Annotated in this window: 26 protein-coding genes and 1 tRNA gene; 21 read left to right on the forward strand and 6 right to left on the reverse strand. The window is 72.2% G+C overall.

The features are described from left to right. The first annotated feature begins 13 nt into the window (after positions 1–13). From mreC to BO39_RS32590, 10 genes are all read left to right on the forward strand, one after another. Entirely contained in the window at positions 14–880 is an 867-nt protein-coding gene (gene mreC, locus BO39_RS12495; RefSeq protein WP_043833645.1) for a rod shape-determining protein MreC, read from the forward strand. Positions 881–887: 7 nt separating this feature from the next. Further along, a complete protein-coding gene (gene mreD, locus BO39_RS12500) occupies positions 888–1,427 on the forward strand; it encodes a rod shape-determining protein MreD (RefSeq protein WP_043833647.1) in 540 nt (179 codons plus the stop codon). A gap of 10 nt (positions 1,428–1,437) precedes the next feature. Further along, complete coding sequence (gene mrdA, locus BO39_RS12505) at positions 1,438–3,315, forward strand: penicillin-binding protein 2 (RefSeq protein ID WP_043833649.1); 1,878 nt, start codon at positions 1,438–1,440, stop codon at positions 3,313–3,315. Continuing rightward, positions 3,312–4,484, forward strand: a complete 1,173-nt coding sequence (gene rodA, locus BO39_RS12510; protein ID WP_043833652.1) for a rod shape-determining protein RodA — start codon at positions 3,312–3,314, stop codon at positions 4,482–4,484. Before mrdA ends, rodA begins: the two co-directional genes overlap by 4 nt. 100 nt (positions 4,485–4,584) lie before the next feature. After that, positions 4,585–4,660 (forward strand) — tRNA-Lys (locus BO39_RS12515). A 242-nt stretch (positions 4,661–4,902) separates the two neighbouring features. Then, positions 4,903–5,442 carry a hypothetical protein gene (locus BO39_RS12520; protein ID WP_043833654.1) on the forward strand — a complete coding sequence of 180 codons (540 nt, stop codon included), beginning with the start codon at positions 4,903–4,905 and terminating at the stop codon, positions 5,440–5,442. Further along, a complete protein-coding gene (locus tag BO39_RS12525) occupies positions 5,439–5,903 on the forward strand; it encodes a hypothetical protein (protein ID WP_043833656.1) in 465 nt (154 codons plus the stop codon). The genes BO39_RS12520 and BO39_RS12525 overlap by 4 nt, the downstream gene beginning before the upstream one ends. Positions 5,904–6,029: 126 nt before the next feature. Further along, positions 6,030–6,338 carry a hypothetical protein gene (locus BO39_RS12530; RefSeq protein WP_043833659.1) on the forward strand — a complete coding sequence of 103 codons (309 nt, stop codon included), beginning with the start codon at positions 6,030–6,032 and terminating at the stop codon, positions 6,336–6,338. Positions 6,339–6,822: 484 nt separating this feature from the next. After that, positions 6,823–7,149, forward strand: coding sequence for a hypothetical protein (locus tag BO39_RS12535; RefSeq protein ID WP_043833661.1), 327 nt, complete (start codon positions 6,823–6,825; stop codon positions 7,147–7,149). A gap of 55 nt (positions 7,150–7,204) precedes the next feature. Further along, a complete protein-coding gene (locus tag BO39_RS32590) occupies positions 7,205–7,342 on the forward strand; it encodes a hypothetical protein (protein WP_156963668.1) in 138 nt (45 codons plus the stop codon). Between the two features lie 16 nt (positions 7,343–7,358). Here BO39_RS32590 and BO39_RS12540 read toward each other — a convergent pair whose 3' ends face one another. From BO39_RS12540 to BO39_RS12550, 3 genes are all read right to left on the reverse strand, one after another. Then, a complete protein-coding gene (locus tag BO39_RS12540) occupies positions 7,359–7,808 on the reverse strand; it encodes a sugar transferase (RefSeq protein WP_052402010.1) in 450 nt (149 codons plus the stop codon). A gap of 305 nt (positions 7,809–8,113) precedes the next feature. Then, positions 8,114–8,353 carry a hypothetical protein gene (locus BO39_RS12545; RefSeq protein WP_043833664.1) on the reverse strand — a complete coding sequence of 80 codons (240 nt, stop codon included), beginning with the start codon at positions 8,351–8,353 and terminating at the stop codon, positions 8,114–8,116. A gap of 72 nt (positions 8,354–8,425) precedes the next feature. Continuing rightward, complete coding sequence (locus tag BO39_RS12550; RefSeq protein WP_043833666.1) at positions 8,426–8,674, reverse strand: hypothetical protein; 249 nt, start codon at positions 8,672–8,674, stop codon at positions 8,426–8,428. A gap of 170 nt (positions 8,675–8,844) precedes the next feature. Here BO39_RS12550 and BO39_RS12555 point away from each other — a divergent pair, with 170 nt between their 5' ends. From BO39_RS12555 to BO39_RS29880, 3 genes are all read left to right on the forward strand, one after another. Then, positions 8,845–9,810, forward strand: coding sequence for a Bug family tripartite tricarboxylate transporter substrate binding protein (locus BO39_RS12555; RefSeq protein WP_043833668.1), 966 nt, complete (start codon positions 8,845–8,847; stop codon positions 9,808–9,810). A gap of 138 nt (positions 9,811–9,948) precedes the next feature. Continuing rightward, a complete protein-coding gene (locus tag BO39_RS12560; RefSeq protein WP_052402011.1) occupies positions 9,949–11,127 on the forward strand; it encodes a TRAP transporter substrate-binding protein in 1,179 nt (392 codons plus the stop codon). Positions 11,128–11,141: 14 nt separating this feature from the next. Further along, positions 11,142–13,772 carry a hybrid sensor histidine kinase/response regulator gene (locus BO39_RS29880; RefSeq protein WP_156963669.1) on the forward strand — a complete coding sequence of 877 codons (2,631 nt, stop codon included), beginning with the start codon at positions 11,142–11,144 and terminating at the stop codon, positions 13,770–13,772. 4 nt (positions 13,773–13,776) lie between these two features. Here the strand turns inward: BO39_RS29880 and BO39_RS12570 are convergent, their stop codons facing one another. Together BO39_RS12570 and BO39_RS12575 are read right to left on the reverse strand one after the other, a co-directional pair. Continuing rightward, on the reverse strand, positions 13,777–14,790 hold the full coding sequence (locus BO39_RS12570) for a dipeptidase (protein WP_043833671.1): 1,014 nt from the start codon (positions 14,788–14,790) through the stop codon (positions 13,777–13,779). Positions 14,791–14,794: 4 nt separating this feature from the next. Further along, positions 14,795–15,895 carry a serine hydrolase domain-containing protein gene (locus tag BO39_RS12575; protein ID WP_043833879.1) on the reverse strand — a complete coding sequence of 367 codons (1,101 nt, stop codon included), beginning with the start codon at positions 15,893–15,895 and terminating at the stop codon, positions 14,795–14,797. A gap of 93 nt (positions 15,896–15,988) precedes the next feature. Here BO39_RS12575 and msrA point away from each other — a divergent pair, with 93 nt between their 5' ends. From msrA to BO39_RS12615, 8 genes are all read left to right on the forward strand, one after another. Continuing rightward, positions 15,989–16,561: a peptide-methionine (S)-S-oxide reductase MsrA gene (msrA, locus tag BO39_RS12580; protein WP_043833673.1), complete on the forward strand. Its 573-nt coding sequence runs from the start codon at positions 15,989–15,991 to the stop codon at positions 16,559–16,561. Continuing rightward, complete coding sequence (msrB, locus tag BO39_RS12585; protein WP_043833675.1) at positions 16,558–16,983, forward strand: peptide-methionine (R)-S-oxide reductase MsrB; 426 nt, start codon at positions 16,558–16,560, stop codon at positions 16,981–16,983. The genes msrA and msrB overlap by 4 nt, the downstream gene beginning before the upstream one ends. A gap of 134 nt (positions 16,984–17,117) precedes the next feature. Next, positions 17,118–18,095, forward strand: coding sequence for a YncE family protein (locus BO39_RS12590; RefSeq protein WP_043833677.1), 978 nt, complete (start codon positions 17,118–17,120; stop codon positions 18,093–18,095). Then, the gene (locus tag BO39_RS12595) at positions 18,076–18,837 is read left to right on the forward strand and encodes a polysaccharide deacetylase family protein (protein ID WP_043833679.1); all 762 of its coding nucleotides are present in this window, start codon (positions 18,076–18,078) and stop codon (positions 18,835–18,837) included. Before BO39_RS12590 ends, BO39_RS12595 begins: the two co-directional genes overlap by 20 nt. After that, complete coding sequence (locus tag BO39_RS12600; RefSeq protein ID WP_043833682.1) at positions 18,837–19,793, forward strand: sterol desaturase family protein; 957 nt, start codon at positions 18,837–18,839, stop codon at positions 19,791–19,793. Before BO39_RS12595 ends, BO39_RS12600 begins: the two co-directional genes overlap by 1 nt. Before the next feature lie 200 nt (positions 19,794–19,993). Then, a complete protein-coding gene (locus BO39_RS29885; RefSeq protein ID WP_052402013.1) occupies positions 19,994–20,833 on the forward strand; it encodes a hypothetical protein in 840 nt (279 codons plus the stop codon). Further along, entirely contained in the window at positions 20,833–21,222 is a 390-nt protein-coding gene (locus BO39_RS12610; RefSeq protein WP_052402014.1) for a phage holin family protein, read from the forward strand. The genes BO39_RS29885 and BO39_RS12610 overlap by 1 nt, the downstream gene beginning before the upstream one ends. Beyond that, on the forward strand, positions 21,219–22,490 hold the full coding sequence (locus BO39_RS12615; protein ID WP_043833688.1) for a DUF3618 domain-containing protein: 1,272 nt from the start codon (positions 21,219–21,221) through the stop codon (positions 22,488–22,490). Before BO39_RS12610 ends, BO39_RS12615 begins: the two co-directional genes overlap by 4 nt. Before the next feature lie 253 nt (positions 22,491–22,743). Here the strand turns inward: BO39_RS12615 and BO39_RS12620 are convergent, their stop codons facing one another. Next, positions 22,744–23,241 (reverse strand): CinA family protein, encoded by a 498-nt coding sequence (locus tag BO39_RS12620; RefSeq protein ID WP_043833690.1) that lies wholly within the window; start codon positions 23,239–23,241, stop codon positions 22,744–22,746. Positions 23,242–23,274: the final 33 nt, after the last annotated feature.

Here is a 23,274-nt window from a genome sequence, read left to right on the forward strand (position 1 = left end):
GAGGGGAACGAGGATGATCCGGCTGAGCGTCCCGCTGCGCCAGGCCATCGCCCGCCTCTCCGTTCCCGCGCTTATCGCCGCCGCCTTCGGCACCATGCTTCTCGGCAAGGCCGATACCGCCCTCGTGGAGAGGGGCCGGATGGCCGTGGCCGACCTTCTGGCGCCCATCTACGCCGTCTCCTCCCGGCCAGTCCTGGCGGTCCGCTCCGTGGTTCTCGAGGCCGAGGCCCTGCTCGACCTCCGCCGCGAGGCCGCGCGCCTGCGGGAGGAGAACGAGCGCCTGCACCAGTGGCAGGCCGCCGCCCTCGCGCTGGAGGCGGAGAACGCCATGCTGCGCCGCCAGCTCCTCTTCGTGCCGGACCCGGCGCCGAAGTTCCGCACCGCCCGCGTCGTCGCGGATGCCGGCGGCACCTATGCCCGCGCCGTGCTCATCGCGACCGGCCCCTTCCTTCAGGTGGAGAAGGGACAGGTGGCGCTGGACGAGCGCGGCTTGGCGGGGCGGGTGACGGAGGTCGGCGCGCGTTCCGCCCGCATCCTGCTCGTCACCGACATGAACAGCCGGATCCCCGTCGTTCTCGAGGGATCCCGGGCGCGGGCGATGATGGTCGGCACCAACGGCGCCCGCCCTCGGCTGCAGCACTGGCCCTCGGGCATGCAGCCGCAGGAGGGGGAGCGCGTGGTCACCTCGGCCGAGGCCGCGACCTTCCCGGCCGGCCTGCCCGTCGGCGTCGTGCGGATTGGCGAGAACGGCTGGCCGGAGGTGGAGCTCTTCGCGCAGCTCGACCGGCTGGACCTGCTACGGATCTTCGAGTTCGGCCTCGCCGGTATCCTGCCGCCCGAGGCCGTGGCCCGCCCCGACCCTGCCCGGAGGGGGCATTAGCGGCGGCATGGCCATCAAGGGACGTCCCGCCGAGGCGCCCGGCCTCCTGGCGCAGCTCGACGCCATCGCCCGCGCCGCGATGCCCGGCGTGACCACGGCGGCCGCGATGGTGCTCGCGGCGGCGCCGGTGGGGCTGCCCTCCCTCGTCCCGGCCGTCGCTCTCGCGGGTGTTTTCTACTGGAGCCTTTTCCGTCCCGGCTACATGCCCGCCGCCGCTGCCTTCGTGCTGGGGTTGCTGCAGGACCTGCTCGGCTTCGCGCCACTCGGCATCGGGGTGCTCTCGCTGCTGCTGGTCCATGCCGGGGCGCTCCGGGCGCGGCCGGCGCTCGTGCCGCGCTCCCTCCTCCTTGTCTGGATTGCCTATCTCGGCGTCGCGGTGCTTGCGGTCGGGCTCGGCTACCTGCTCCAGGCCGTGCTCGGCTGGGCGCTGCCGTCCCCGCGGTCCGCGGCCGTGCAGCTCGGGCTCACCGCCGGCCTCTACCCGCTCCTCGCATCCCTGATGTCACTCCTGCGCCGCGGCCTGCAGCGGGCCGAGAGCCTGGCATGAGGGTGGCTGCGTGAGCCAGGCCCGCAAGGAGGAGGAGGTGCGCCGGGGCGTCTTCATCCGGCGCGCCCTGGTGGTCGGCGGCATCCAGTTCGGCGCCCTCGGCTTTCTCGGCTGGCGCCTTCGCAAGCTGCAGGTGGAGGAGGGGGAGCGCTACGCGACGCTGGCCGAGGAGAACCGCATCTCCGCCCGCCTCGTCGCCCCGCCGCGTGGCCGCGTGCTGGACCGGGAGGGAAGGGTGGTCGCCGGCGGACAGCTTAACTGGCGCGCCCTGATCGTGGCGGAGGAGGCGCGCGACGTACCTGCGGTGCTCGAGACCTTCGGCCGCATCGTGCCACTGAGCGAGGCGGAGCGCGGCCGGATCGAACGCGAGGTGCGCCGCCGCCGCCGCTTCATCCCCGTGACCGTGCGGGAATTCCTCACCTGGGAGGAGATGGCGCGGATCGAGCTGAACGCGCCGGACCTGCCGGGCATTTCCGTCGATGTCGGCACCATCAGGGAATACCCCGAGCGCGAGCACATGGCCCATGTGGTGGGCTACGTCGCCCCGCCGGCCGAAGCGGACATGGGCGAGGACCCGCTGCTGGAGCTGCCGGGCATCCGCGTCGGCCGTGCAGGCGTCGAGCGGTTCCACGACAGGGTGCTGCGAGGCCAGGCGGGCTCCATCCGGCTGGAGGTGAACGCGGTCGGCCGCGTGATCCGGGAACTCGACCGGCGGGAGGGCCAGCCCGGTCAGGACATCGGCATCAGCGTCGATGCGGAACTCCAGCGCACCGTCCGCGCCCGCTGCCAGGAGGGCACGAGCGCGGTCGTGCTCGACTGCCGCAACGGCGAGGTGCTGGCGATGGCCACCCAGCCCTCCTTCGACCCGAACATCTTCAACGCGGGTGTCTCCACCGCCCAGTGGCGGGACTGGACGAGCCGGCGGCAGACCCCGCTGATCAACAAGACCACCAACGGCCTCTACGCGCCCGGCTCCACCTTCAAGATGGTGGTGGCCCTCGCCGCGCTGGAGGCGAGGGCCTGCACCCCGACCGACCGCGTGACCTGCCCCGGCTACTACGACCTCGGCGACACGCGCTTCCACTGCCACGCGCGCTACGGCCACGGCAGCCTGGACATGAGGGGCGGCATCAAGGCCTCCTGCGACGTCTACTTCTACGAGATGGCGAAGCGGACCGGCATCGACCGGATCGCGGCCATGGCGAACCGTCTTGGCCTCGGCGTGGATCTCGAGATCGAGCTGCCAGGCACCCGCCGCGGCCTGGTTCCTACCCGCGCCTGGCGCCAGGCGCAGGGCAAGCCCTGGAACCTCGGGGATACCGTCGTGCACGGCATCGGCCAGGGCTTCTACCAGCTCACGCCGCTGTCTCTCGCGGTCATGACGGCGCGGCTGGCGAGCGGGCGGGCGCTGCAGCCGCATCTCACGCGCACCATCGGCGGCAGGCCCGCGCGGGGCGCCGATCCCGAGAATTGGCCTTCTCTCGGCATTCCCGAACGCGATCTGCGCCTCGTGCGCGAGGCCATGTGGGCGGTGGTGAACGAGGATGGCGGCACCGCGCGCATCGGCCGGCTGCCGCCGGGCCTCGGGCAGATGGCGGGCAAGACCGGCACTACCCAGGTCCGCCGCGTCTCCCGCGAGGCACGGGAGCGGGGCTTCCGGGTGGAATCCCTGCCCCGCGAATGGCGCCCGCACGCGCTGTTCGTCGGCTTCGCGCCGCATGAGGCCCCGCGCTACGCCGTCTGCGTGGTGGTGGAGCACGGCACCAGTGGCTCCGGCGCCGCGGCCCCGATCGCGCGCGATATCATGGCCGACACCATCACCCGCTTCCGCCGGGAGGGCGCGCCCGGCGGGCGGGTGGCACAGGCCCAGGGAGGCCCCCGCCCATGATCCGCGAGCACGGGACCTACGAGCGGCGCCTCCTCATGCGCGGGCCCGACTTCGGCATCCTCGAGAAGTTCCCGGCCATTCCCTGGCTCTTCGTCCTCCTCCTCTGCGCGCTGGCCGGGGTGGGCTATGTCGCGCTGCTTTCGGCGGGTGGCGGCTCGGCGGAGGCCTACGCCTCCCGCCACGCGCTCCGCTTCGGCTTCGGCCTTGTCCTGATGCTCTCGCTTTGCCTCGTGGACATCCGGGTCATCGCGCGCCTTGCCTGGCCTGCCTATGCGGTGACGGCCGGGCTGCTCGTGCTGGTGCTGCTGCACGGCAATGTGGGCAAGGGGGCGCAGCGCTGGATCGAGCTCGGCCCGCTCCAGCTCCAGCCCTCCGAGCTGATGAAGATCGCCCTCGTCCTCGCCCTCGCTTCCTGGTTCCGCCGCGCCCCCTGGGAGCGGATGGGCAACCCCCTCTTCCTCCTGCCGCCCGCCTTCGCCGTGGCGGTGCCGATGGCGCTCATCCTGAAGCAGCCCAACCTCGGCACGGCGCTGATCACGGGGATGATCGGCGCGGCCATGTTCTGGGCGGCGGGGGTGCGGTGGTGGAAGTTCGCCATCCTCCTCGCCGGCGCGGCCTTCGCGGCGCCGATCGCCTATGAGCGGCTGCACGACTACCAGCGCGCGCGCATCACCACCTTCCTCGACCCCGAGAGCGATCCGTTGGGCGCGGGCTACAACATCATCCAGAGCAAGATCGCCCTCGGTTCCGGCGGGATGTGGGGGAAGGGGTTCATGCAGGGCACGCAGGGCCATCTCAACTTCCTGCCGGAGAAACAGACCGACTTCATCTTCACGATGATCGCCGAGGAATTCGGCCTCGTCGGCGCCCTCGGCACCCTCGGACTGCTGGCGCTCGTGATCGCCTTTGCGATGCTGACGGCGCTGCGCTGCCAGCACCAGTTCGGCCGGCTGCTTGCGCTCGGCCTTGGGGTGAATTTCTTCCTCTACGTCTTCGTCAACATCGCGATGGTCACGGGCAGTATCCCCGTCGGCGGTGTGCCGCTGCCGCTGATCAGCCATGGCGGCTCGGCGATGATCACGGTCATGCTCGGCTTCGGGTTGCTCGGCAGTGCCTATGTCCATCGCGACGCGGAGTTCGCCTCCTCCTCGGAAAAGGGGCTGCTTTAAGGGTTGACCTGCCGGGCGGATGGGGTAGAAGGCGCCGCCCGGGCGATGCGGAACGCGCCGCTCCGGAGCCCCGAAGCCGGAAGGCCTGGGACGGTGGTGTGGGCGCATAGCTCAGTTGGTAGAGCAGCTGACTCTTAATCAGCGGGTCGTAGGTTCGAGCCCTACTGCGCCCACCATCCTCACTTGGAAGCCAGGCTTCCATCTTCGCCACGAATTCTATCCCTTCTGTCTCGCAACGGCCACGCGCGGGCGACGTCCGGACGCAGGTCTCTCTCCGAGCTGAAGCAAGCCCGCAAGCCTTTCGAGCGTCGGCGCAATAGTATCGGCACCGTTTGAACCTGTGGCAGGGCTGGGGCGTGCCCCGGAGCTGCGGCATGATGGGCCTGACCGGGCTGCATGTCCTCGGTTGGGAGAAACGATGCCGCAGCGCCGAACGCCCCGCTTCCGTCCGGCCCTCGCGCCGCTCCTCCTGGCCGGCCTGGCGCTGCCCGCCTGTTCCGAGCTGCTGACCGAGGGCAGCGCGGCCGTGGCGGGGCTTACCGGTGCCGGCCTCGCGAATGCCGTCGGCGCCGGAGCCACCGCCACGACGGGAATCGGTCTCGGCGTGCAGGCCGGGGCGCGGGCGGGGCTGCACTATGCCCAGCGCCGCGCCCATGCCGCCGCGCAGGACAGCGTGGCCGGTGCCGCCGGTCCGCTCCCGGTCGGCGGGGTGGCGGCCTGGTCCGTCACCCATGACGTGCCGATCGAGCCGGACGAGCGCGGCCAGGTGACGGTCGTGCGCGTGATCGAGGCGGGGCCGATCCACTGCAAGGAGATCATCTTCTCCGTCGATGCGACGACCCGGCCCGAGGAGGCGCCGCGGCGCGGCTTCTACACCGCCTATGTCTGCCGGGACGGGGCAGCCTGGCGCTGGGCCTCCGCCGAACCGGCGACGGAGCGCTGGGGCAGCCTGCAATGAGGCGCGGCCTCGCGCTGCTCCTGCTGATGCCGCTCGCCGGCTGCGGCCTGGCGGCGGACCTGACGGGGGCCGCGGCCGGCATTGCCGCCGGCACGGTCACGAGCAATCCGGCGGCCGGCTTCGCCATCGCCGTCGGCACGCGAGCCGGTGTCCAGGCGGGCCTCGATTGGGCCGTGCGTGCGCGGGCGAGGGGCGAGCAGGACGCGGTCGCCGAGGTCATCGGAAGCCTCGCGCCCGGCGAGGTGCGGCCCTGGCGCATCCGGCACGACATCCCCTTCGGCAACGACGAGGGCGAGGTGCGCCTGCTGCGTGAGATGACCAGCCCTCTCTCGACCTGCCGGGAGGCGCTGTTCAGCGTGTCGGAGGGTGGGTGGTTCGTCACCACCGCCTGCCGGCAAGGCGAGGGCTGGAAGTGGGCGGCCGCGGAGCCCGCCGTGCCGCGATGGGGCGCCCTGCAGTAAGGGCCCCGCCTGCCGGAACCCCGTGCGCATCGGCGAAGAACCGGCCTGCTACACGCATCGTTCATGGGCGCCCCCGTATAGGCACCGGACGGCCTCGATCCTCGCGGCTCCAGGGGAATGTCCGCCATGAAGAAGCTCGTGCTCGCCGCCTGCCTCACGCCCGTCCTGCTCGCCGGCCATGCCGCGCAGGCGCAGAAGGAGGCGATGGGCATGTTCTACCAGATGCAGATGGCGCCGCGGGTCTGCGGCTGGACCAACGCCGCGCCCACGACGAAGATCGACGCCACGGTCACCGCCCAGGAGCAGGGTCTGCGCGTTACGGCGGCCGAGCGCGCGGAATTCAGGCGCCTCGCGGAAGCCGAGCTTCGTTCGGATCCCTCCAACTGCGCGACCGACGGCATGGTCCGCATGATGTACGACGCCGCCGCCCGCTGAGTGCCGGCGGGTCGGAGAGTTTTACATTCCCCGCCCGCGGAAGACGGAACTGCTCGCGGAAGCCCCGAAAACACTGGTCTCCGGCGAAGGCACGGATCTTGCGCGCCCCTGATTTTGGTGCGGCAAGCTGCCCCGCGCTGCGTTGAATTCAGGGCAACCCGGGGAAAGTAATGAGTGCTGGATGGCTTGAACCGGCTGCCGGGAGGTGTCGCCGTGTCCGCGTGCATCCGCAGGGGCTCTCTGCCAGAGGCGGGCCGCGGTTCCGAGCGCTGTGCGGGCGGAGCTGTCCGGCTGAGCGGCACCGGCGACACAACTTCCCCGTGTCCCGCCCGTGAAGTGGGCTTCACGGGGTGACTCCCGCTGCGCGCCCTGCGAGTTAGGGGCGGCGGCCAAAACCGGCCGCCTCTCCGCCGCGCGGCCGCCCCGCCACGCTGGCAGGAATGGGGCGCGGCGCGACCGGTCCGCGTCTGCAGGAGCGAAATTCATGAGGCGCCGTCCTCCCAAGCCCGCGCGGGCATCGCGTCACCGCTCGGACCCGAAGGCCGAGCTCGTCCAGCTCCGGCGCGAGCTGGAGGAGGCCCGCGCCCGGTTACGGGAGGTGGAGGAGAGGGGAACCGACGCTTTCCTCGCGCGCCGCCTCGCGGAGCTGGAGGAGGGCCGGCAGGTCGCGCGCGGGCAGGCGGTGGAGGCTACCGTCGCGAAATCGCGCGCCGAGGCGGAGCTGCGCGCGCTGCGGGACGCAATCGGCAAGGCCCCGGGCGTCTGGGGCTGGCTGCTGCGCCGGGCGAAGCGGAAGCTGGAGACGCCGTGACCGCCAGCCCCGACCGCAGCGGGTCCGCAGCCTGGCATGCACCGCGTGCGGCGCCATGATGCCGCTCGACGCGGATCCCCTGCGACGGCGCCGCAACCGCCTGCCCTGGCCGGTTGCGGCCGTGCTCGTCCTGCTCACCTCGGGCGTCCTCTGGTGGCTGCTCGGGAAGATCCTGTTCTGGCTCCTGCCCTGACTGGTGCCGGCGGGCGCTAGGACAGCGAGGCCCAGCCGCTCAGCCCCGGCGTGGCGGCGGGCACCACAGCGCGCGGCCCGCTCCCGCTCAGCCGGGCCGGAGGGGGACCAATGAGCGTCATCTCGCCCCGCAGGAGGTTGAACAGCACCGGAAGCTGGTCAATCCGCGGCCGCTGGAGCAAGCGGCCGACCTGCGTCGGCACCGGTTGCTCAAGGGCGCTGCTCCAGCGCACGCAGCGGAAGGTCAGCAGGGTGAACACGCGACCGCCCTCGCCGAGATGCGCCTCGCGCAGGAAGACCGGCCCGGGGCTCTCGATCCGGACGGCCAGGGCAGCGAGCGCCATCAGCGGGAAGGTGATGGCCAGCAGCGCGATCGCCGCCGCAATGTCCGCCGCCCGCCGCGCTACCGATCGGCGACGCGGCGCGCCGTGCCCGTCATGGGGCCGGTTTGCCGTACCGTCCAGCATCAGGATCAGTGACTGCTGAGGGGCCTCGGCAGGCGCGTTCAGCGGAAGTGACGAACACAGCAAGAGCAGCAACCCCTTCACCGGGCGGTAGGGATGGGGTTCATCCCTGGCGTGGCGGCGAGGTGCCGCCTTGCCCGAAGCAGGGTGCCTATCCCCGGATAATCGGGCAAAGGTGTGACAAGGGTGTGGTCATGTTGCGCTGCACGGCAGCTGTTCTCTTTTTCTAGCCGCCCGTAGACCTTTCCTCCCGGCAAGCCGGGTCCGCGTGGAGGCACCTCCCGCCGACAGGATGGCCGGCTGCGCCCCTACCCCTCGACCGACGGCGACGCGGCGCGCCTCGCCTCAACCGCGTGGCGCAGCTGCTCGACGATCAGCCGGTCCGTCACCTGGAGGCGCGCGAGGAGGCGGCGGGCCGGCGGCAGCAATTCGGTCATTCCCAGTTCGGAAAGGCTGAGGATCATCGCGCGCTGAAGGGCGATCCTCGTTTTCTGCGCCCGCGCGCGGAGGAAGGCCTCCTCGCAGGAGATACTGTCCGGCTTTACCATGCCGCCCTCTCTCGTGACCTGTTGACGGAGCAAGCGCTGCCCACGCGCGTGTGGGCGGGGGCGCGGCGCGCTTCAGGCCCGGCGGGGGCGCACCAGTGGCAAGCCCGGCCGCGCCGCGTTCCAGCGAAGAAGCTCCCGCCGCGCGGCCTCCCAGGCCTCCTCGGCCCCAGCGAAGCCGCTGTCGGAGACGGCCAGGGCTTCTTCGCCGCTGCGGATGGTCCAGAGCCAGGGCAGGGGCGGGAAACGCCGCCGCTCGACCGCTATGTGCAGGTCGCGCCGCGGTTCGTCGTGGACCCTGTGGGGCCTGATCTTCTTTCGCATCGCCTGAGCATGCGGAGAGCGCCGGCCGCCTCCACAACCTATGATGAGCACGGCGTCCGGCCGCCGGTCACAATCGGAAAACCGGCCCCGCCACGGCCATGGATGACTGACGGCGCTGGACGGGCACGCCTCGGCCTGTTCTGCTGCCCCAAACAGTTGGGAGGAAAAGAATGGTCCAGCGGCGCACCCTCATCGGCGGCCTGTCCGCGCTTCCCTTCGCGGCGGCAGCGCAGGAGACCTATCCGACACGGCCGATCACCATGCTCGTCGGCTTCGCGCCCGGCGGGGGGACGGACATCGTCGCCCGGATGCTCAGTCCGCGCCTGCAGGAGGAGCTCGGCCAGCCCGTCACCGTGGAGAACCGCCCGGGCGCGAGCGGCACCCTCGCGGCGGCCGCCGCGGCGCGCGCACGGCCGGATGGCTACACGCTGGTGACCGGCACGGTGAGCACCCAGTGCACCGTCGCGCCGATGATGCGGCCGCCGCCCTACGACCAGCTGCGCGACTTCACGCCGATCATGCTCGTCGGCACCCTGCCGCTCGTGGTGGTCGTGCGGGCCGAGAGCCCGGCGCGGGCCGTCCCGGACCTCGCTTCCCTCGCCCGCGAGAAGCCGGACGGGCTGAACTACGGCACGTCCGGCGTCGGCAGCCAGCAGCACCTGGCGAGCGAGCTGCTCGCGCAGCGCATGGGGCTGCGGATGACCCATGTGCCCTACCGCGGCACGGGCCAGTCCGTCACCGCGCTGCTGGCCGGGGATGTGGACGTCAACATCGACACTCTCGCCACCTACCTGCCGCATATCCGCGCCGGGCGGATGCGGGCGCTCGCGACAACGCTACCCGAGCGCGCAACCTCCCTGCCGGATGTCCCGACCGTGCAGGAAGCGGGTATCGCCGGCTACGACATGTCCGTCTGGTACATGGTCCTCGGCCCGGCAGGGCTGCCGGCGGAGGTGGTGCGCCGCTGGGAGGGGGCGCTCGGGCGCACGATCGCCGATCCCTCGATCAACCGGCGGCTCGTGGAGAGCGGGTACATCCCCGGCGGTGGGACGGCGGCCGAGGCGGCGGCGCTCGTCCGGCGCGACGCGGACCGGCTCGGGCAGCTCGTCCAGGCCGCGGGCATCCGGCTGGAGTGACACGCGAGGCGAGATAATGTTGCGGAAGGGACGACAGGCGCGCGCCAGGGTTGTTCGTGCTCCCCGGTGACTGTACTCCTCTCTTCGTGATCGCCGGGTGTCGAGGGCTGTGGGGAGCCCGGCGAGGGAGCGGTCAACATGCGCTTGCCCTGGGATGCGATGCGGACGGCCTGGCGCGGCCTCATGCCGCGCCGGCCGGCCCCCTCGCTGCTCGCGCGGGCGCTTCTTCCGGCCGCGCTTCTCCTCGCAATTCCTCCGTCCCTCCTCGCCCAGACGCCTCCTGCCGCCATCGCGGGGCCGTCGGCGGACGCGCCGATCCGACTGCAGGTCGTGGGCGGGCTGGACGGCGTGAGCCAGTACACGCGGTTGCAGGAGCCCTTCTGGACCCGGCGCCTGCCCGAGGTGACGGGCGGCCGCGTCACGGCCGACATTGCCCCCGTTGACCGCAGCGGCATCCGCGGCCCCGAGGCGCTGCGCCTGCTCCGCCTGGGCGTCACCCCCTTCGGTACCGCGCTCCTCCCGGTCGTCGCGGCCGAGGAGCCGGAGCTGGCCTCGGTGGATCTGCCCGGGATCGCCCCGGACATGGAGACGCTGCAGCGCATCATCGCGGCCAAGAGGTCCTGGCTGGAAGAGACATTGCGAGAAAGGCACGAGACGGAGCTTCTGGGCGTCTATGTCTACCCAGCGCAGGTCCTCTTCTGTAACCGGCCGCTCGCGGGGATGATGGACCTGCGCGGGCGGCGCGTCCGCACGCCCTCGGCGGCGATCTCCGAATGGGTCACCGGCCTTGGCGGCGTCCCGGTCCTGACCACCTTCGCCGAGACTGTCTCCTCAGTGCGGATGGGCGTCGTGGAATGCGCCATCACCGGCACCCTGTCCGGCTGGCAGATCGGCCTCAACGAGGTCACGACCCACGTCCATGCCATGGCGCTCGGCTGGGGCGTCTCGATCTTCGGGGCGAACCGGGCGGCCTGGGCGGCCCTGCCCCCAGCCGTGCGGGAGGTGCTGCGGAGCGAGCTTTCCGCCCTCGAGGCGAGGATCTGGGAGGCGGCCGACGCCGAGACCGGGCTTGGCCTGTCCTGCAACACCGGCCGCCCCGACTGCCCCGCCGAGCTGATGGCCTCGCCCTCCGGCCCGCGCGCCAGGGGCCGCATGACCCTCGTTCCCGTCACGCCCGAGGACGACGCCATCCGGCGCCGCCTGGTCAAGGAGGTCATCATGCCCCGCTGGGCCGATCGCTGCGGCCCAGGCTGCGCTGAGACCTGGAACGCGCAGGTCGGCAACGCCCTGGGCATTGCGGCGCCGGCGGGGCGCTGACGGTGGCGGCACCCGTGTCAGGCTCCCGTCCCGAAGGAGTGGCCGCGGCGGCGAGTGGCAGGCCGCGCCGGGCCTGGCCTCTCCGACTACCGTCGAGCGGCGGGGCGATCCTCCTGGCCGCGCTCGCGCTGCTCGGAATCGAGGCTGAAACAACCTGGCAGATCGTCCAGCGCGGGCGCGCCACCGCGCTCGCCGATGCGCGGGCCGCGGCGAATGCCGCGGCCGAAGGCGCGGCAACCGCCGTCAATCGCGGCTTCCTCGCGGCGGACAGCGCGCTCGCGGGGCTGCCGAACCTGCTCGCCGCCGCCCTGCCCGGCCCAGGCGTCGGCAGTGGTGGCGGGACGGAGCCCGAAGCCGCCCTGCGCGCCGGCACCCTATCGCGCGTGCTGATGGGGCTGGTGGAGAGCAGCGCCGGGCTGCGTGACCTCACGCTGCTGCCGGCGGAGGGGGGCGCGCCGCTCGCCTCGGCGCTGCCGGTCTCCCGTAGGCGGCCTCCACCCTTGCCGCACGCGGCGCTGCTGCCCCCGGGGAACACGGCGGCGGGCGCCGGGGGGCGGCTGAACATCGCCGGCCCCGTCCCCAACCCGGCGACCGGGGAATGGGCGCTGTTTCTCTCGCGCCGGGTCGCACTGCCGGGCCTGCCGCCGCTGCTGGCCGTGGCGGAGCTGCCGGTCTCCGTCGTTGCCGCCGGTCTCGCGGGCCGCGGGGCCTGGGGCGAGTTGGAAGGTCAGCGCATCCTGCTCGTGCGCGCCGACGACCGCGTGCTGCTGGCCAGCGCCCCGCACGACGAGGCCCGGATCGGCCGCGCGCTGGCCCGCGCCCTGGCCGAGGGCGTGGAGCCCGGCCGCGTCATTGGCCTGCGTCGCACCCTCTATCCCGCCATCAATGTCGTGGCGGTGCAGGATACGGGCCCGGCGCTGGCCGGATGGCAGGAGAACGAGGGACGCATCCTGCTCGCGGCCGGAGGCCTTGCGGCCCTCATCGTCGTGATCACGGGGCTGCTGCTCGCGATGCTCCGGGAGCGGGACCGGGCGGAGGCCGAACGCGCCCGCGGGCGGGAGCTGCTGGAATCCTCGATCGAGGCCATGTCGGACGGCTTCGTCATGTGGGACGAGGAGGACCGGCTGATCGTCTGCAACCAGCGCTACCGCGACTTCTACCGCGAGAGCGCCCCGGCCATCCGCCCCGGCGCCACGATGACCGAGATCATGCTCTACGGCGCTCATCACGGCCAGTACCCGCAGGCCGGCCCCGATAAGGCGGGCTTCGTGGCCGAGGCGATGCAGCACTACCGCCGCGCCTGGAACACCGCTCCCGTCGAGCGGCTGCTGCCGGACGGGCGATGGATCCTGGTGACGGAGCGGCGCGTGCCGGGCAGCGGGTCGGTCGGCATCCGGACGGACATCACGCAGCAGAAGCGCGCGGCCGCCGATCTCGCGGCGGCGCGCGACGAGGCCGCGGCGGCAGGGGCGGCGAAGTCGCGCTTCCTCGCGCGGATGAGCCACGAGCTGCGCACGCCGCTGAACGGGGTGCTCGGCATGGCCCAGGCGCTGGCGAGCGACCCGGCGCTGCCGCCGGCCCACCGCGATCGCGCCGCCATGCTCGAGGCCGCGGGACGCCACCTGCTGGATGTCGCGAACGACGTGCTGGACCTCGCCCATGTCGAGGCCGGGCGAATGCCCCTTCGGTGCATGCCGGTCGTCCTCGTGCCGCTGCTGGAGGCCTGCGCGGCGCTGATCCGCCCTGGCGCTTCCGCCGCAGGAACCGCCGTGGCCACCGAGCACGACGCCTCGCTGCCCGAAGCGGTCCTGCTAGACCCGATGCGGGTCCGCCAGCTCGTGCTGAACCTTCTCTCCAATGCCGTGAAGTTCTCGCCCGAAGGGGGGCTCGTCCGGTTGCGGAGTTGGCGCACGGCGGAGAGCGCGGGACCCCCGCGGCTTCGCCTCGAGGTCCTGGACCAAGGACCCGGGGTCCCCGCCAGCCAGCGCGCGAAGGTCTTCGACGATTTCGTCCGCCTCGAGCACCCGACCGGAACGCCGCGCCGCGAGGGCTTCGGCCTGGGCCTCGCGATCGCCCAGGGGATTGTCAGGGCGATGAGCGGCCGGATCGGGGTGGAGGACAACCCGGAGGCGGCTGCCCAGGGCAAGACCGGCGCCTGCTTCTGGGTGGAGCTGCCGCTCGAAGCCGGCGAGGTTCCCGAGCTTGCGCCCGCTGCCGAAGCCGCCGCGCCCGCGCCGCGTTCACTGCGGGTGCTGGTGGTGGACGACGTGCAGACGAACCGGCTGGTCGCCGGCGCCCTGCTGGAGCGGGCCGGGCACCGTGCGGAACTGGCCGAGGGCGGGGAGGGGGCGCTGGCGGCGGTGGCCCGCGCCGCCCGGGAGGGCGAGCCCTTCGACATCGTGCTCATGGACCTCGCGATGCCCGGGATGGATGGGCTGGAGGCCACGCGCCGCCTGCGCGCCCTGCCTCCGGAGGAGGGCGGGACGGTGGCCGTGGTGGCGCTGACGGCCGGCGTGATGGAGACTGACATCGCCGCCTGCCGGGCCGCCGGCATGACGGGCTACCTGCCTAAGCCCCTCACGCAGGAAGCGCTGCAGGCGGAGCTGGCGCGGATCGTGCCCGCCTCGCAGCCCGCGCTGGGCTGAGGCGTCAGAACCCCTCCGCCGCGACCTCTTCCGCACGGCGCCAGACGCGGAGGAAGTTGCCGGCCCAGAGGGCGCCGATCGCGTGACGGTCGTAGCCGCGGCGGTGCAACGCCTCGGTCAGGCCGCCCGTCTCGCCCGCGTGCATCCAGCCCTTGACCCCGCCGCCGCCGTCGAAGTCGGAGGAAAGGCCGACATGGTCGAGGCCGATCCGTTGCACGGCGTGGTCCACGTGGTCGGCGATGTCCTCCACGCTCGCACTGAAGCGCCCATCCGGGCCGGGGTCGCGGAGGAAGGCGGGCACGGCCGTGATCTGGATCAGCCCGCCTGAATCCCGGAGCGCGTCGAGCTGCCCGTCGTCGAGGTTCCGAGGATGGGCGCGAAGCGCGGCGCAGCAGGCATGGGTGGCGACGATGGGCGCGCGCGAGCACTCCACCGCCTGCATCATCGAATCGCGGGAGGCGTGGGAGACGTCCACGAGCATCCCCAGCCGGTTCATCTCCTCCACCGCCTGGCGGCCGAGAGGGGAGAGGCCGCCGTGCAGCGTCGCCGGCTCCGGCCGTCCGTGGCGCGGGCGGGCGGCGTCGGCGAGGTCGTTGTGCCCGTCATGCGTGAGCGTGAGGTAGATCGCCCCGAGCCCGCGCCAGAGCGCGAGGCGGGAGAGATCGTGGCCCATGGCATTGCCGTTCTCGACCGCCAGCAGCACGGCGGTGGCCCCGAGGGCGTGCGCGGCCTCCAGCTCCGCCACGCGCGTGACGATGCGGCGGCCCTCGCCATGGGCGGTGTCGCGGATGTGGCGGAGCATGGCCTCGGCGCGGGCACCGGCCTCGGCGTGGTCCTCCGGCGTGCGCGGGCCCTGGGGCGTATAGGCGATGAAGACCACCGCCTTCAGCCCGCCGGCCTTCATCCGCTCAAAATCGACGTTCCGTCGGGTCGTCCCGCGCGGATCGATCATCTCCGGCCAGGGGATGTCGACATGGGTGTCGAGGGTAAGGGTCTCGGCGTGGATCTCGGCGTGCATGGGACTACTTCGTGCGGGCGGCGGAGACGCGGGCGATCATTCCCGCCAGCGCCTCGGGGTGGAGCCAGCGGAAGACGGCGACAAGGCGGGTGGCGGGCTCGATCCAGATCGTGTTCCCACCCGCGCCGACGGCGAAGAGGCTGGCGCGGTCGGCGTTGGAGAAGCGGCCGGTCCGGTTGAGCCACCAGAGCAGCCCGTAATCGGGGTGCAGCGCCACCGGCTCGCCGGAGGCGGCGACCCAGCCCTCCGGCAGGATGCGGCGGCCGTTCCAGAGGCCGTCGTTCAGCATCAGCAGGCCGAGCCGCGCCTGGTCCTCCGCATGGGTGACGATGCCGCCGCCCCAGTGCCCGCCGCCTGGCACGGAGACGACCGGCTCGCCGCCGATATCGACGGTGGAGGTGCGGTATCCCTCCCAGCGCCAGTCCGGGGAGGCGCCGATCGGCTCCATCACCCGTTCCAGCCAGATCTCCGGCAGCGCACGGCCGAAGGTGCGGAGAAGCGCGAGGGAGAGGACATTCACGCGGACGTCGTTGTATTCCCAGTGTTGCCCGGGGGCGGCGAGGGGACGCGGCCAGCCCTTCGGCTTCTTCCCCTCGCTCGCGAGGTCGCGGCCGCGGTCGATCTGGTCCGCCTTGCCGAAAAGGGTACCCTCCCACTCGCTCGTCTGCTGCAGCAGCATCCGCCAGGTGATGGCGCCGTTGCGGGGCCCGTCGAAGGCGGGGTCGTCCACGCTCTCCGACACGCGGGCGTCGAGGTCGGGGATCAGCCCGTCGCCGTGGGCGATGCCCGCGAGGACGGAGAGGCAGGACTTGGCGACCGAGAAGGTCATGTCGGCCTGGCGGGTGTCGCCCCAGCGCGCCGCCACCAAGCCGTCGCGCAGGATCAGCCCGTTGGGCGCGCCGCGGGACTGGACGGGGCCGAGCACCTCGTTGTCGGGCGCCGGCTCGAAATGGCCGCCCTCCAGATGGGCGAGGAGGTCGCGCGGGAAGGGCGTCTCGTGGCCTCTGGCGAAGGCGACGGCGTCGGCGAGCTTCGCGGGGTCGAAACCGAGGGGTTCGGGCGCGGCCTCGGGAAAGGAGGCCGGGTGGGGGGCGGGGAAGGTCATGGCCGCGCAAACTGGACCGATGCGCGCCGGAGGGCAAAGGGGGTGGCCCGGCCCCGCCTTGGTGAACGGGGCCGAGATCACCATATTTCGCGCATGACCGAGAACCCTGTTTCCCTACCCGCCGGCTCCGAGGTCGCCCTCCTCGGCGGCGGCTGCTTCTGGTGCCTCGACGCCGTGTACCGCAACCTGCAGGGCGTCTCCGAGGTGCTGTCCGGCTATGCCGGCGGCCATGTGGACAACCCCTCCTACGAGCAGGTCTGCGGCAAGCGGACGGGCCACGCGGAGGTTGTGCGCGTGGTCTTCGACCCCGCCGTGGTCTCCTACGCGGATATCCTCCGGGTGTTCTTCACGATCCACGACCCGACCACCAAGGACCGCCAGGGCGCCGATGTGGGCCCGCAGTACCGCAGCGTGATCTTCTTCGACGGAGCCCAGCAGGAGGCGACCGCGAAGGAGGTGATGGCCGAGGTGGAGCGGGAGGGCCTTTATGACGGGCCCATCGTCACCGAGCTTGCCCCCGCGCCGGCCTTCTGGACAGCCGAGGCGGAGCACCAGGACTACTTCAACCGCAACCCGTGGTCGGGCTACTGCCGCGCCGTCGTGGCGCCGAAGGTGGCCAAGTTCCGCAAGGGCTTCGCCCATCGCCTGAAGGAGCGCGCGGCATGAGCGACGAGAGCTACCCGATCCAGCGCAGTGACGCCGAGTGGCGGGAGAGCCTCTCTCCCGAAGCCTATCGTGTGCTGCGCCACCACGGCACGGAGCGCGCCGGCACCAGCCCGCTGAACGTCGAGAAGCGGGACGGCGTGTTCCACTGCGCCGGCTGCCAGTCGCCGCTCTTCACGAGCGACACGAAGTACGAGAGCGGCAGCGGCTGGCCCTCCTTCTGGAAGCCGATCGAGGGTGCGGTCCGCACCACGACCGACCGTTCCCACTTCATGACGCGGACCGAGGTGCATTGCGCCACCTGCGGCGGGCATCTCGGCCACGTCTTCCCCGATGGCCCGCGCCCGACCGGGGAGCGCTACTGCATGAACGGCGCCTCCCTCAGCTTCCACCCGCGGGACGAGGACGGCGTGGCCGTCGAGTAGCGCCGCGGCGGATAAAGGCGCCGAATGCCGTGTCCGAAGCGCTGCCCCGTGCTAAACGGGGTGGCGCGTCGTCGGGTGCGATTCTATTCCCCTGGGCGCTCATCTCAACGCATCCGGCCCGGAGCCAACCGTCCATGCGCAGCACCCTTCTCGCGCTGCCCCTTCTTCTCGGTTGGAGCCTCCAGGGGGCCAAGGCGGAGGTGCTCTTCGTCGTCAACTCCATGGACCCGGGCATCCAGGTGCTGGACGTGGCGACCCGGGCGGAGCTGAGGCAGATCCCGGTGCTGCGCGAGCCGCACCACCTTGCGCTCTCCCCCGCGCGCGACGTGCTGCTCGTCGGCGATTCCGGCGGGAACGAAATCCTGTTCATCGACCCCGCGACGGGCGAGCTGCGCAAGCGAGAGCGGATCGCCAACCCCTATAACCTCGAGTTCAGCCCGGACGGGAAGATGCTGGTCGTCACCGGCCTTCGCCGTGACCAGGTGGACATCTATGCCTGGGAGGCGGGCACCGCGAGCCTCAACCTGCTCGGCCGCGTGAAGCCGGGCGACATGCCCAGCCACATCGCCTACCGGCCCGACAGCAAGATGGCCTATGTGACCGTGCAGGGCAGCCGCGCGATCGCGGCGATCGATCTCGAGACGCGGCAGATCGCCTGGACGATGCAGGTCGGGCGCGAGCCGGCGGGGATCATCTGGCACAACGGCAAGCTGCTGGTCGGCGTCATGGGCGCGGATTTCGTCGCGGTGGTGGACCCCGAGGGGCGTCGCGTGGAGCGCCAGATCAAGGTCGGCCGCGGGGCCCATGCCCTTTTTCCATCCCCCGGCGGCGGGCCGGTCTACGTGACCAGCCGGGTGGACAGCCGCATCACCGCGCTCGACCCCGTCACCCTCGACATCATGCGCGTCTACGACGTGCCGGGTGGGCCGGACTGCATCTCCTTCGACGAGCGCGGGCGGCTCTGGACCACGTTGCGCTGGACGCGGCAGATCGGCCTGCTGGACCCCGAGACGGGGGAGGTCTCGACCTCGCCGGTCGGGCGTTCGCCGCACGGCATCCTCTTTCAGGCGCGCAACCTGCACCCGCGCACCGATGCGACAGCCGCGCGCTAGCCTGCGGTGGCTGTTGCTGGCGGGGATGGCGGCGCTGGTGGCCCTGCCGGCCGCCGCCCAGACCTGCCGCGGCACGCTCTACCTGACGATCGACACCGGCTGGTCGCGCGAGGCTGAGGAGATCGCGGCCATCCTCCGCCGCCGCAACGTGCGCGCGACCCTCTTCGTGGCCGACGAGCCGACGGCGCGAGGCGAGCGCACCCTTTCCCCGGCCTGGGCGCCCTTCTGGCGGGCGCGGGCGGCGGAGGGGCATGTCTTCGCCAGCCATACCTGGCGGCACTGGTACTTCTCGGGCGATGCCGGGCCGGGGCGCACGCGCTACGCCTCGCGCGCGGGGGAGGGGTCCGAGCTGCTGGACCAGGCAGCTCTATGCGCCGAGCTGGAGCGGCCGATCCAGGCGCTGAAGGCCATGGTGCCGAACGCGACCGTGCTGCCGCTCTGGCGCGCGCCGGGTGGGCGCACCACGCCGGGTGCCGTCGCCATGGCGAGGCAATGCGGCCTCACCCACCAGGGCTGGACGGCCAACGGGTTCCTCGGCGACGAGCTGGACGCGGGTGCCCACCCGAACCGGGCGCTGCTGGCCAACAACCTTGCGCGCATCCGCGACGGGGAGGTCCTGATCATGCACTGGGGGGTCCGCAGCCGGCGGGAACCCTTCGCCGGAATCCTCGAGCCGCTGATCGCCGGGCTCCAGGAGCGCGGCTTCTGCTTCGCCACGCTTCCGGCCGAGGGCCGCCGCTGATGTTCGACGCCGCCGTCCGCCTCTACGATTCCTTCACGAGCTGGCTCTTCCAGGTCGCCGTCCAGCCGGCGCTCTACCAGCTCGGCATGATGGAGTGGGCGGAGGACGCCTTCTCCTGGATGGACTTCTTCGTCTTCGGCTTCGTGCAGGTGCTGGTGGTCTATGCCGTCTGCCGGCCGCTCGAAGCCTGGCGGCCGGTGGAGCGCTGGGAGGACCGGCGCGTGGTGACGACCGACATCGCCTACACGCTCCTCTCGCGCCTCGGCGTGCTGCCGCTGATGGCCTTCGTCATCCTCGCGGGCGTGCAGGCGCAGGTGGCGGGCTGGATCGCCGATCTCGGCTGGGTGGCGCCCAACCTCGAGACGCTGGTGCCGGGGCTGGAGAGCCGGCCGCTGGCGGCCTTCCTCGTCTATATCCTCATCCTCGACTTCGGCGAGTACTGGCGGCACCGGCTGCAGCACAGCATCCCCTGGTGGTGGGCGCTGCACTCCATCCACCACGCCCAGGAGAAGATGACCTTCTGGACGGACGACCGGAACCACGTGATCGACGACATGATCGCGGCGCTCTGGTTCGGCGGGCTGGCGCTGCTGATCGGCGTGCCGCCCGGTCAGTTTCCGCTCATCGTCCTCATCCTGCGCGTGGCGGAGAGCCTGTCCCACGCGAATGTCCGCCTCTCCTTCGGCAGGCTCGGAGAGCGGCTGCTCGTCTCCCCGCGCTTCCACCGCCTGCACCATGGGGTGCTTTCGGCGGGGCAGGAGGGGCGGAACTTCGCGGTGCTCTTCCCTCTTTGGGACATGATTTTCCGCACCGGCGACTTCCGCCGGGATGTCTTCCCCCGCACCGGCGATCCCGAGGCGCCGCGCGAGTTGGTCCAGGGCGGCTGGTGGCGTCAGCAGGTGGCGGGCACACGGCGCCTCTGGCGCGCGCTGCGCGGGCTGCCTGCCCGCGGCTGAGGCTGGGCGGCCCCTCCCGCCACAACGTGCCGGCCGCGTCGTTGCGGCCGATGGAACCATTCCTCCCCTCCGTGGTTTTGAGAGCGCAGTTGGCGGGGCGCCGCGCATCCTTTGCGCCGCCCCGGTTCCGTTGCCGCCCCAATCCGGGCGGTGCGGAGCGATCTGGGCGCGTCCTGGCGGATCATGGGGAGAGTTGGCGCATGAGCGACTTGTCGAGAGACAATCCATCGGGAAGCCGCCCGGCCGGCGGCCAGCCTTCCCTCGCCGACGCACGGGAGGATCTGCGCGCCGCGGCCTCCAGCATCGGTTCGCAGGCCTCTGAGGCGAAGGGGCGGATCGGCGAGCAGGCCGGCTCCGTGATCGATGAGGCGAAGGCGCAGGGTGCCGAGGTCGCGGATGCGGCGCGCGAGCGGGTCGAAGACCTTGCGGAGCAGGGCAAGGCCGCCGGGGCGGAGCGCGCGCGTGGACTGGCCGACGCCGTGCGCCACGTCGCCGACGACCTCGAGGGCACCTCTCCCGAGATTGCGCGGCATGTTCGTGCCGCGGCGGAGTCGGTCGAAGGCGTTTCCGCCGCGCTACGCGACCGCAGCGTGGGCGAGTTGGTGAACGAGGTGGGCGACTTCGCACGCCGGCAGCCAGGCGCCTTCTTCGGTGCGGCCCTGGTGGCGGGTTTCGCCATCTCCCGTTTCGCCAAGAGCTCGGCGGAGGGCGTGTCTGCTTCCTCCGATTCCCGCAGCGGCGTCGCGCGCGGCCTGTCGCCGCAGGCGGGTGCCGGCAGCACGCCGCGGCAGGGCGCCGACCTTGCCAAGCCGGCCGCCCTCGACCGCACGACCGCCTCGGGCGCGCCGGGCTGGGTGCCGGAGGTCGGCGCGGCCGTCACCGCGCCGCATCGCAGCCACCCCGCGACCATGGCCGCCGCCAGCCTCGGCGGTGCGGTCGCGCACCGTGCGGGCGACGCCGCCCCGGGCTCGATGCCCACGGATGTCGAGGTTGCCGCAGCCCCCACGCTTCCTGGTGGCCCGGCGGGGAGGTCCGCGTGATGTCCGACATGAACCGCTCCGTCCCTGACCTGCTGGGGGACCTTGTCCAGCAGACGACCACCCTCGTCCGCAAGGAGGTCCAGCTCGCGCGGGCCGAGATGGGCGAGAAGGTAAGCAAGGCCGGCGCGGCGGCGGGCGGCATCGCGGTCGGCGGCGTGCTGCTGCTGGCCGCGCTCGTGATCCTGCTGGAGGCCGTGGTCGCCTTCCTCGTCACCCTCGGCCTCTCGGCCCCGCTGGCTGGGCTGATCGTCGCGGTGGTGGTGGCGCTGATCGGCTACATCATGCTGCAGAGCGGGCTGAAGGCGCTGAAGGCGGGGAACCTGACCCCCGAGCGGACGGTGAACCAGCTCTCGCGCGATGCGCAGGCGGCGAAGGAGACGGTGCGGTGAGCGCGACGAAGATGGACCAGAGCACGGATCCCGGAAACAAGTCGGCCAGCGAGATCGAGGGCGAGGTCGAGCAGACCCGCGCGCGCGTGACCGAGACGATCGAGGCGCTGCGCGACCGCATGTCGCCGGGCCAGATGGTCGATCAGGTCATGGAATACGCACGCGGTTCGGGCGGCGCGGATTTCATGCGCAACTTCGGCACCTCCGTGCGCGACAATCCGCTGCCGGTCGCGATGATCGGCGCGGGCATCGCCTGGCTGATGCTCTCAGGCGACCGCAAGGCCTCGCCGGGGCGCGACGCGATGCTCGCCCTGCCGGCGCCGGTCGCGCCCGCCACCACGATGCACGGCACGTCGGCCTCCAGTAGCGGGATGATGGGCAGCGCCCGCGCGAGGGTCTCCGGCATGGGCGAAGGGGCGCGCGACGCGCTCGGCTCTGGCGCCGGGGCGATCGGCGATGCGGCGGAGCGCGCGCGCGGCGCGGCCTCCCGCGCGGTGGATGCGATCACCGGTGTTGCCTCCAGCGCGGCGGAGGCGATCTCGGACACCGCATCGAGCGCGGCCAGTGCGACCTCGCGCCTTGCGGGGGGCGTCGCCGATGCGACCTCCGGTGCGGCTTCGGGCGCCGCCGGAACGGCGGACCACCTGCTCCACCAGGCGCGCGAGGGTGTCGGGCGGGCCGCCGATGCGGGCTCCGCCCGCGCAGGGTCGCTCGCCTCCTCCGCCGCGAGCGGCTGGAGCCGGATTGCCGAGGAGCAGCCGCTGCTGCTGGGCGCGCTGGGCCTCGCCCTCGGCGCCGCGCTCGGCGCCATCCTCCCGCGCACGCGGACCGAGGACGAGCTGATGGGCCGTACCAGCGACGAGCTGACCGAACGCGCGGGTGCCGCAGCCCAGAGCGGGATGGAGCGCGCGGCGGAGATGGCCGGGCAGCAGCTCAACCGGGCCCAGTCAGTGGTGGCGGATACCTATGCCATCTCGAAGGACAAGCTGAACAAGGATGGTCTCACGGCCGATACGGTCGGCGACGTGGTCGGCACCGCTACGTCCCGCCTCGCCGATGCGGCGAAGGAAACCGTGCGCGGCGTGACCGAGGAAGCCCGAAGGGGGTTGGGCAGCGAAGAGGCAGCGGAGCATCAGGCTTCGCCGACGCAGGGAACGGGGCAGGCCAAGCCCGTTGCCCCGGCGAGCGGGGCGACTGATCCGACCGCCTTTCCCGCGGCCACGCCCAACTCCGGCGCTGGCTCGACGACGCGCAGCGGGCCGCTCTGAGGCGGTCGGTTCGCTGCGGCCGTGGAGAGGGCTCTGCCCTCTCCGCATCTCCGAGGCAGTGCCTCGGATCCATCAAGGGTTTGAGGCCGCTGGATTCCCGTCTGGCTTTCGCGGGGCCTTCCTGAACATGCCGGCGCCTCGGGTCATGGACCCGAGGCGCACTGGCGGCTTAGTGATTCCAAACAGATCGAAAAAGATGATGGTGAGGGTTCGGGGAGCGGGCGTATTCTTTTCCTCTCCTGCCATCAGACGTTCAGGAAGAGGCTGACCCCGCCTCGAGTGCCTCCGCCATCAAATCGAGCAGAGCGCTGGCGAAGTCGCGCATGTTCCTTGCCCGGACGGCCGATCCTGTCTCGATCGTCCGCACAAGCTCGATCGGCCCCGAGATGGCGAGGCAGCTGTGGCCTGCAGCGTCACCGTAGCGGTTGCCGGAGGGCCCAGCGGCGCCGGTTTCCGCGATGCCCCAACTTGTTCCGAAGCGTTCCCGCAGGGTGCGGGCGAGGAGTTGGGCATAGGGCTCGGAGGAGGAGCGCATGCCCGCCATCCGCTCCGGCGTGATGCCAAGGAGCGCAGCCCGGGCCTCGGCCGTGTAAACCACCGCGCCGCCCAGGAAGTATGCGCTGGCGCCGGGCACGGCGAGCAACGCGGCGGAGACGAGCCCGCCGCTGGAGGATTCTGCGACGGCGACCGTCTCCCGGCGGGCCTTCAGCATGGCCCCGATGGCGGCCGCACGGGGCAGGATGACGTCCATGGCTTCACCTCGGGCCGTTTCGTCCCCATTCCT

Origin of the sequence: Roseomonas aerilata DSM 19363 (assembly GCF_000711725.1) — a bacterium.
GTDB lineage: Bacteria > Pseudomonadota > Alphaproteobacteria > Acetobacterales > Acetobacteraceae > Roseomonas > Roseomonas aerilata.

Coding starts and splice junctions, on each gene's coding strand:
- msrB (WP_043833675.1), top strand. CDS start 16,558: ATGAGCGACGAGAGCTACCCGATCCAGCGCAGTGACGCCGAGTGGCGG.
- BO39_RS12570 (WP_043833671.1), bottom strand. CDS start 14,790: ATGCACGCCGAGATCCACGCCGAGACCCTTACCCTCGACACCCATGTC.
- BO39_RS12545 (WP_043833664.1), bottom strand. CDS start 8,353: ATGGTAAAGCCGGACAGTATCTCCTGCGAGGAGGCCTTCCTCCGCGCG.
- BO39_RS12555 (WP_043833668.1), top strand. CDS start 8,845: ATGGTCCAGCGGCGCACCCTCATCGGCGGCCTGTCCGCGCTTCCCTTC.
- mreD (WP_043833647.1), top strand. CDS start 888: ATGGCCATCAAGGGACGTCCCGCCGAGGCGCCCGGCCTCCTGGCGCAG.
- BO39_RS29885 (WP_052402013.1), top strand. CDS start 19,994: ATGAGCGACTTGTCGAGAGACAATCCATCGGGAAGCCGCCCGGCCGGC.
- BO39_RS32590 (WP_156963668.1), top strand. CDS start 7,205: ATGATGCCGCTCGACGCGGATCCCCTGCGACGGCGCCGCAACCGCCTG.
- BO39_RS12600 (WP_043833682.1), top strand. CDS start 18,837: ATGTTCGACGCCGCCGTCCGCCTCTACGATTCCTTCACGAGCTGGCTC.
- BO39_RS12560 (WP_052402011.1), top strand. CDS start 9,949: ATGCGCTTGCCCTGGGATGCGATGCGGACGGCCTGGCGCGGCCTCATG.
- BO39_RS12530 (WP_043833659.1), top strand. CDS start 6,030: ATGAAGAAGCTCGTGCTCGCCGCCTGCCTCACGCCCGTCCTGCTCGCC.
- BO39_RS12620 (WP_043833690.1), bottom strand. CDS start 23,241: ATGGACGTCATCCTGCCCCGTGCGGCCGCCATCGGGGCCATGCTGAAG.
- BO39_RS12535 (WP_043833661.1), top strand. CDS start 6,823: ATGAGGCGCCGTCCTCCCAAGCCCGCGCGGGCATCGCGTCACCGCTCG.
- BO39_RS12520 (WP_043833654.1), top strand. CDS start 4,903: ATGCCGCAGCGCCGAACGCCCCGCTTCCGTCCGGCCCTCGCGCCGCTC.
- BO39_RS12540 (WP_052402010.1), bottom strand. CDS start 7,808: ATGCTGGACGGTACGGCAAACCGGCCCCATGACGGGCACGGCGCGCCG.
- rodA (WP_043833652.1), top strand. CDS start 3,312: ATGATCCGCGAGCACGGGACCTACGAGCGGCGCCTCCTCATGCGCGGG.
- BO39_RS12595 (WP_043833679.1), top strand. CDS start 18,076: ATGCGACAGCCGCGCGCTAGCCTGCGGTGGCTGTTGCTGGCGGGGATG.
- BO39_RS12590 (WP_043833677.1), top strand. CDS start 17,118: ATGCGCAGCACCCTTCTCGCGCTGCCCCTTCTTCTCGGTTGGAGCCTC.
- mreC (WP_043833645.1), top strand. CDS start 14: ATGATCCGGCTGAGCGTCCCGCTGCGCCAGGCCATCGCCCGCCTCTCC.
- BO39_RS12525 (WP_043833656.1), top strand. CDS start 5,439: ATGAGGCGCGGCCTCGCGCTGCTCCTGCTGATGCCGCTCGCCGGCTGC.
- msrA (WP_043833673.1), top strand. CDS start 15,989: ATGACCGAGAACCCTGTTTCCCTACCCGCCGGCTCCGAGGTCGCCCTC.
- BO39_RS12575 (WP_043833879.1), bottom strand. CDS start 15,895: ATGACCTTCCCCGCCCCCCACCCGGCCTCCTTTCCCGAGGCCGCGCCC.
- BO39_RS12550 (WP_043833666.1), bottom strand. CDS start 8,674: ATGCGAAAGAAGATCAGGCCCCACAGGGTCCACGACGAACCGCGGCGC.
- BO39_RS12610 (WP_052402014.1), top strand. CDS start 20,833: ATGTCCGACATGAACCGCTCCGTCCCTGACCTGCTGGGGGACCTTGTC.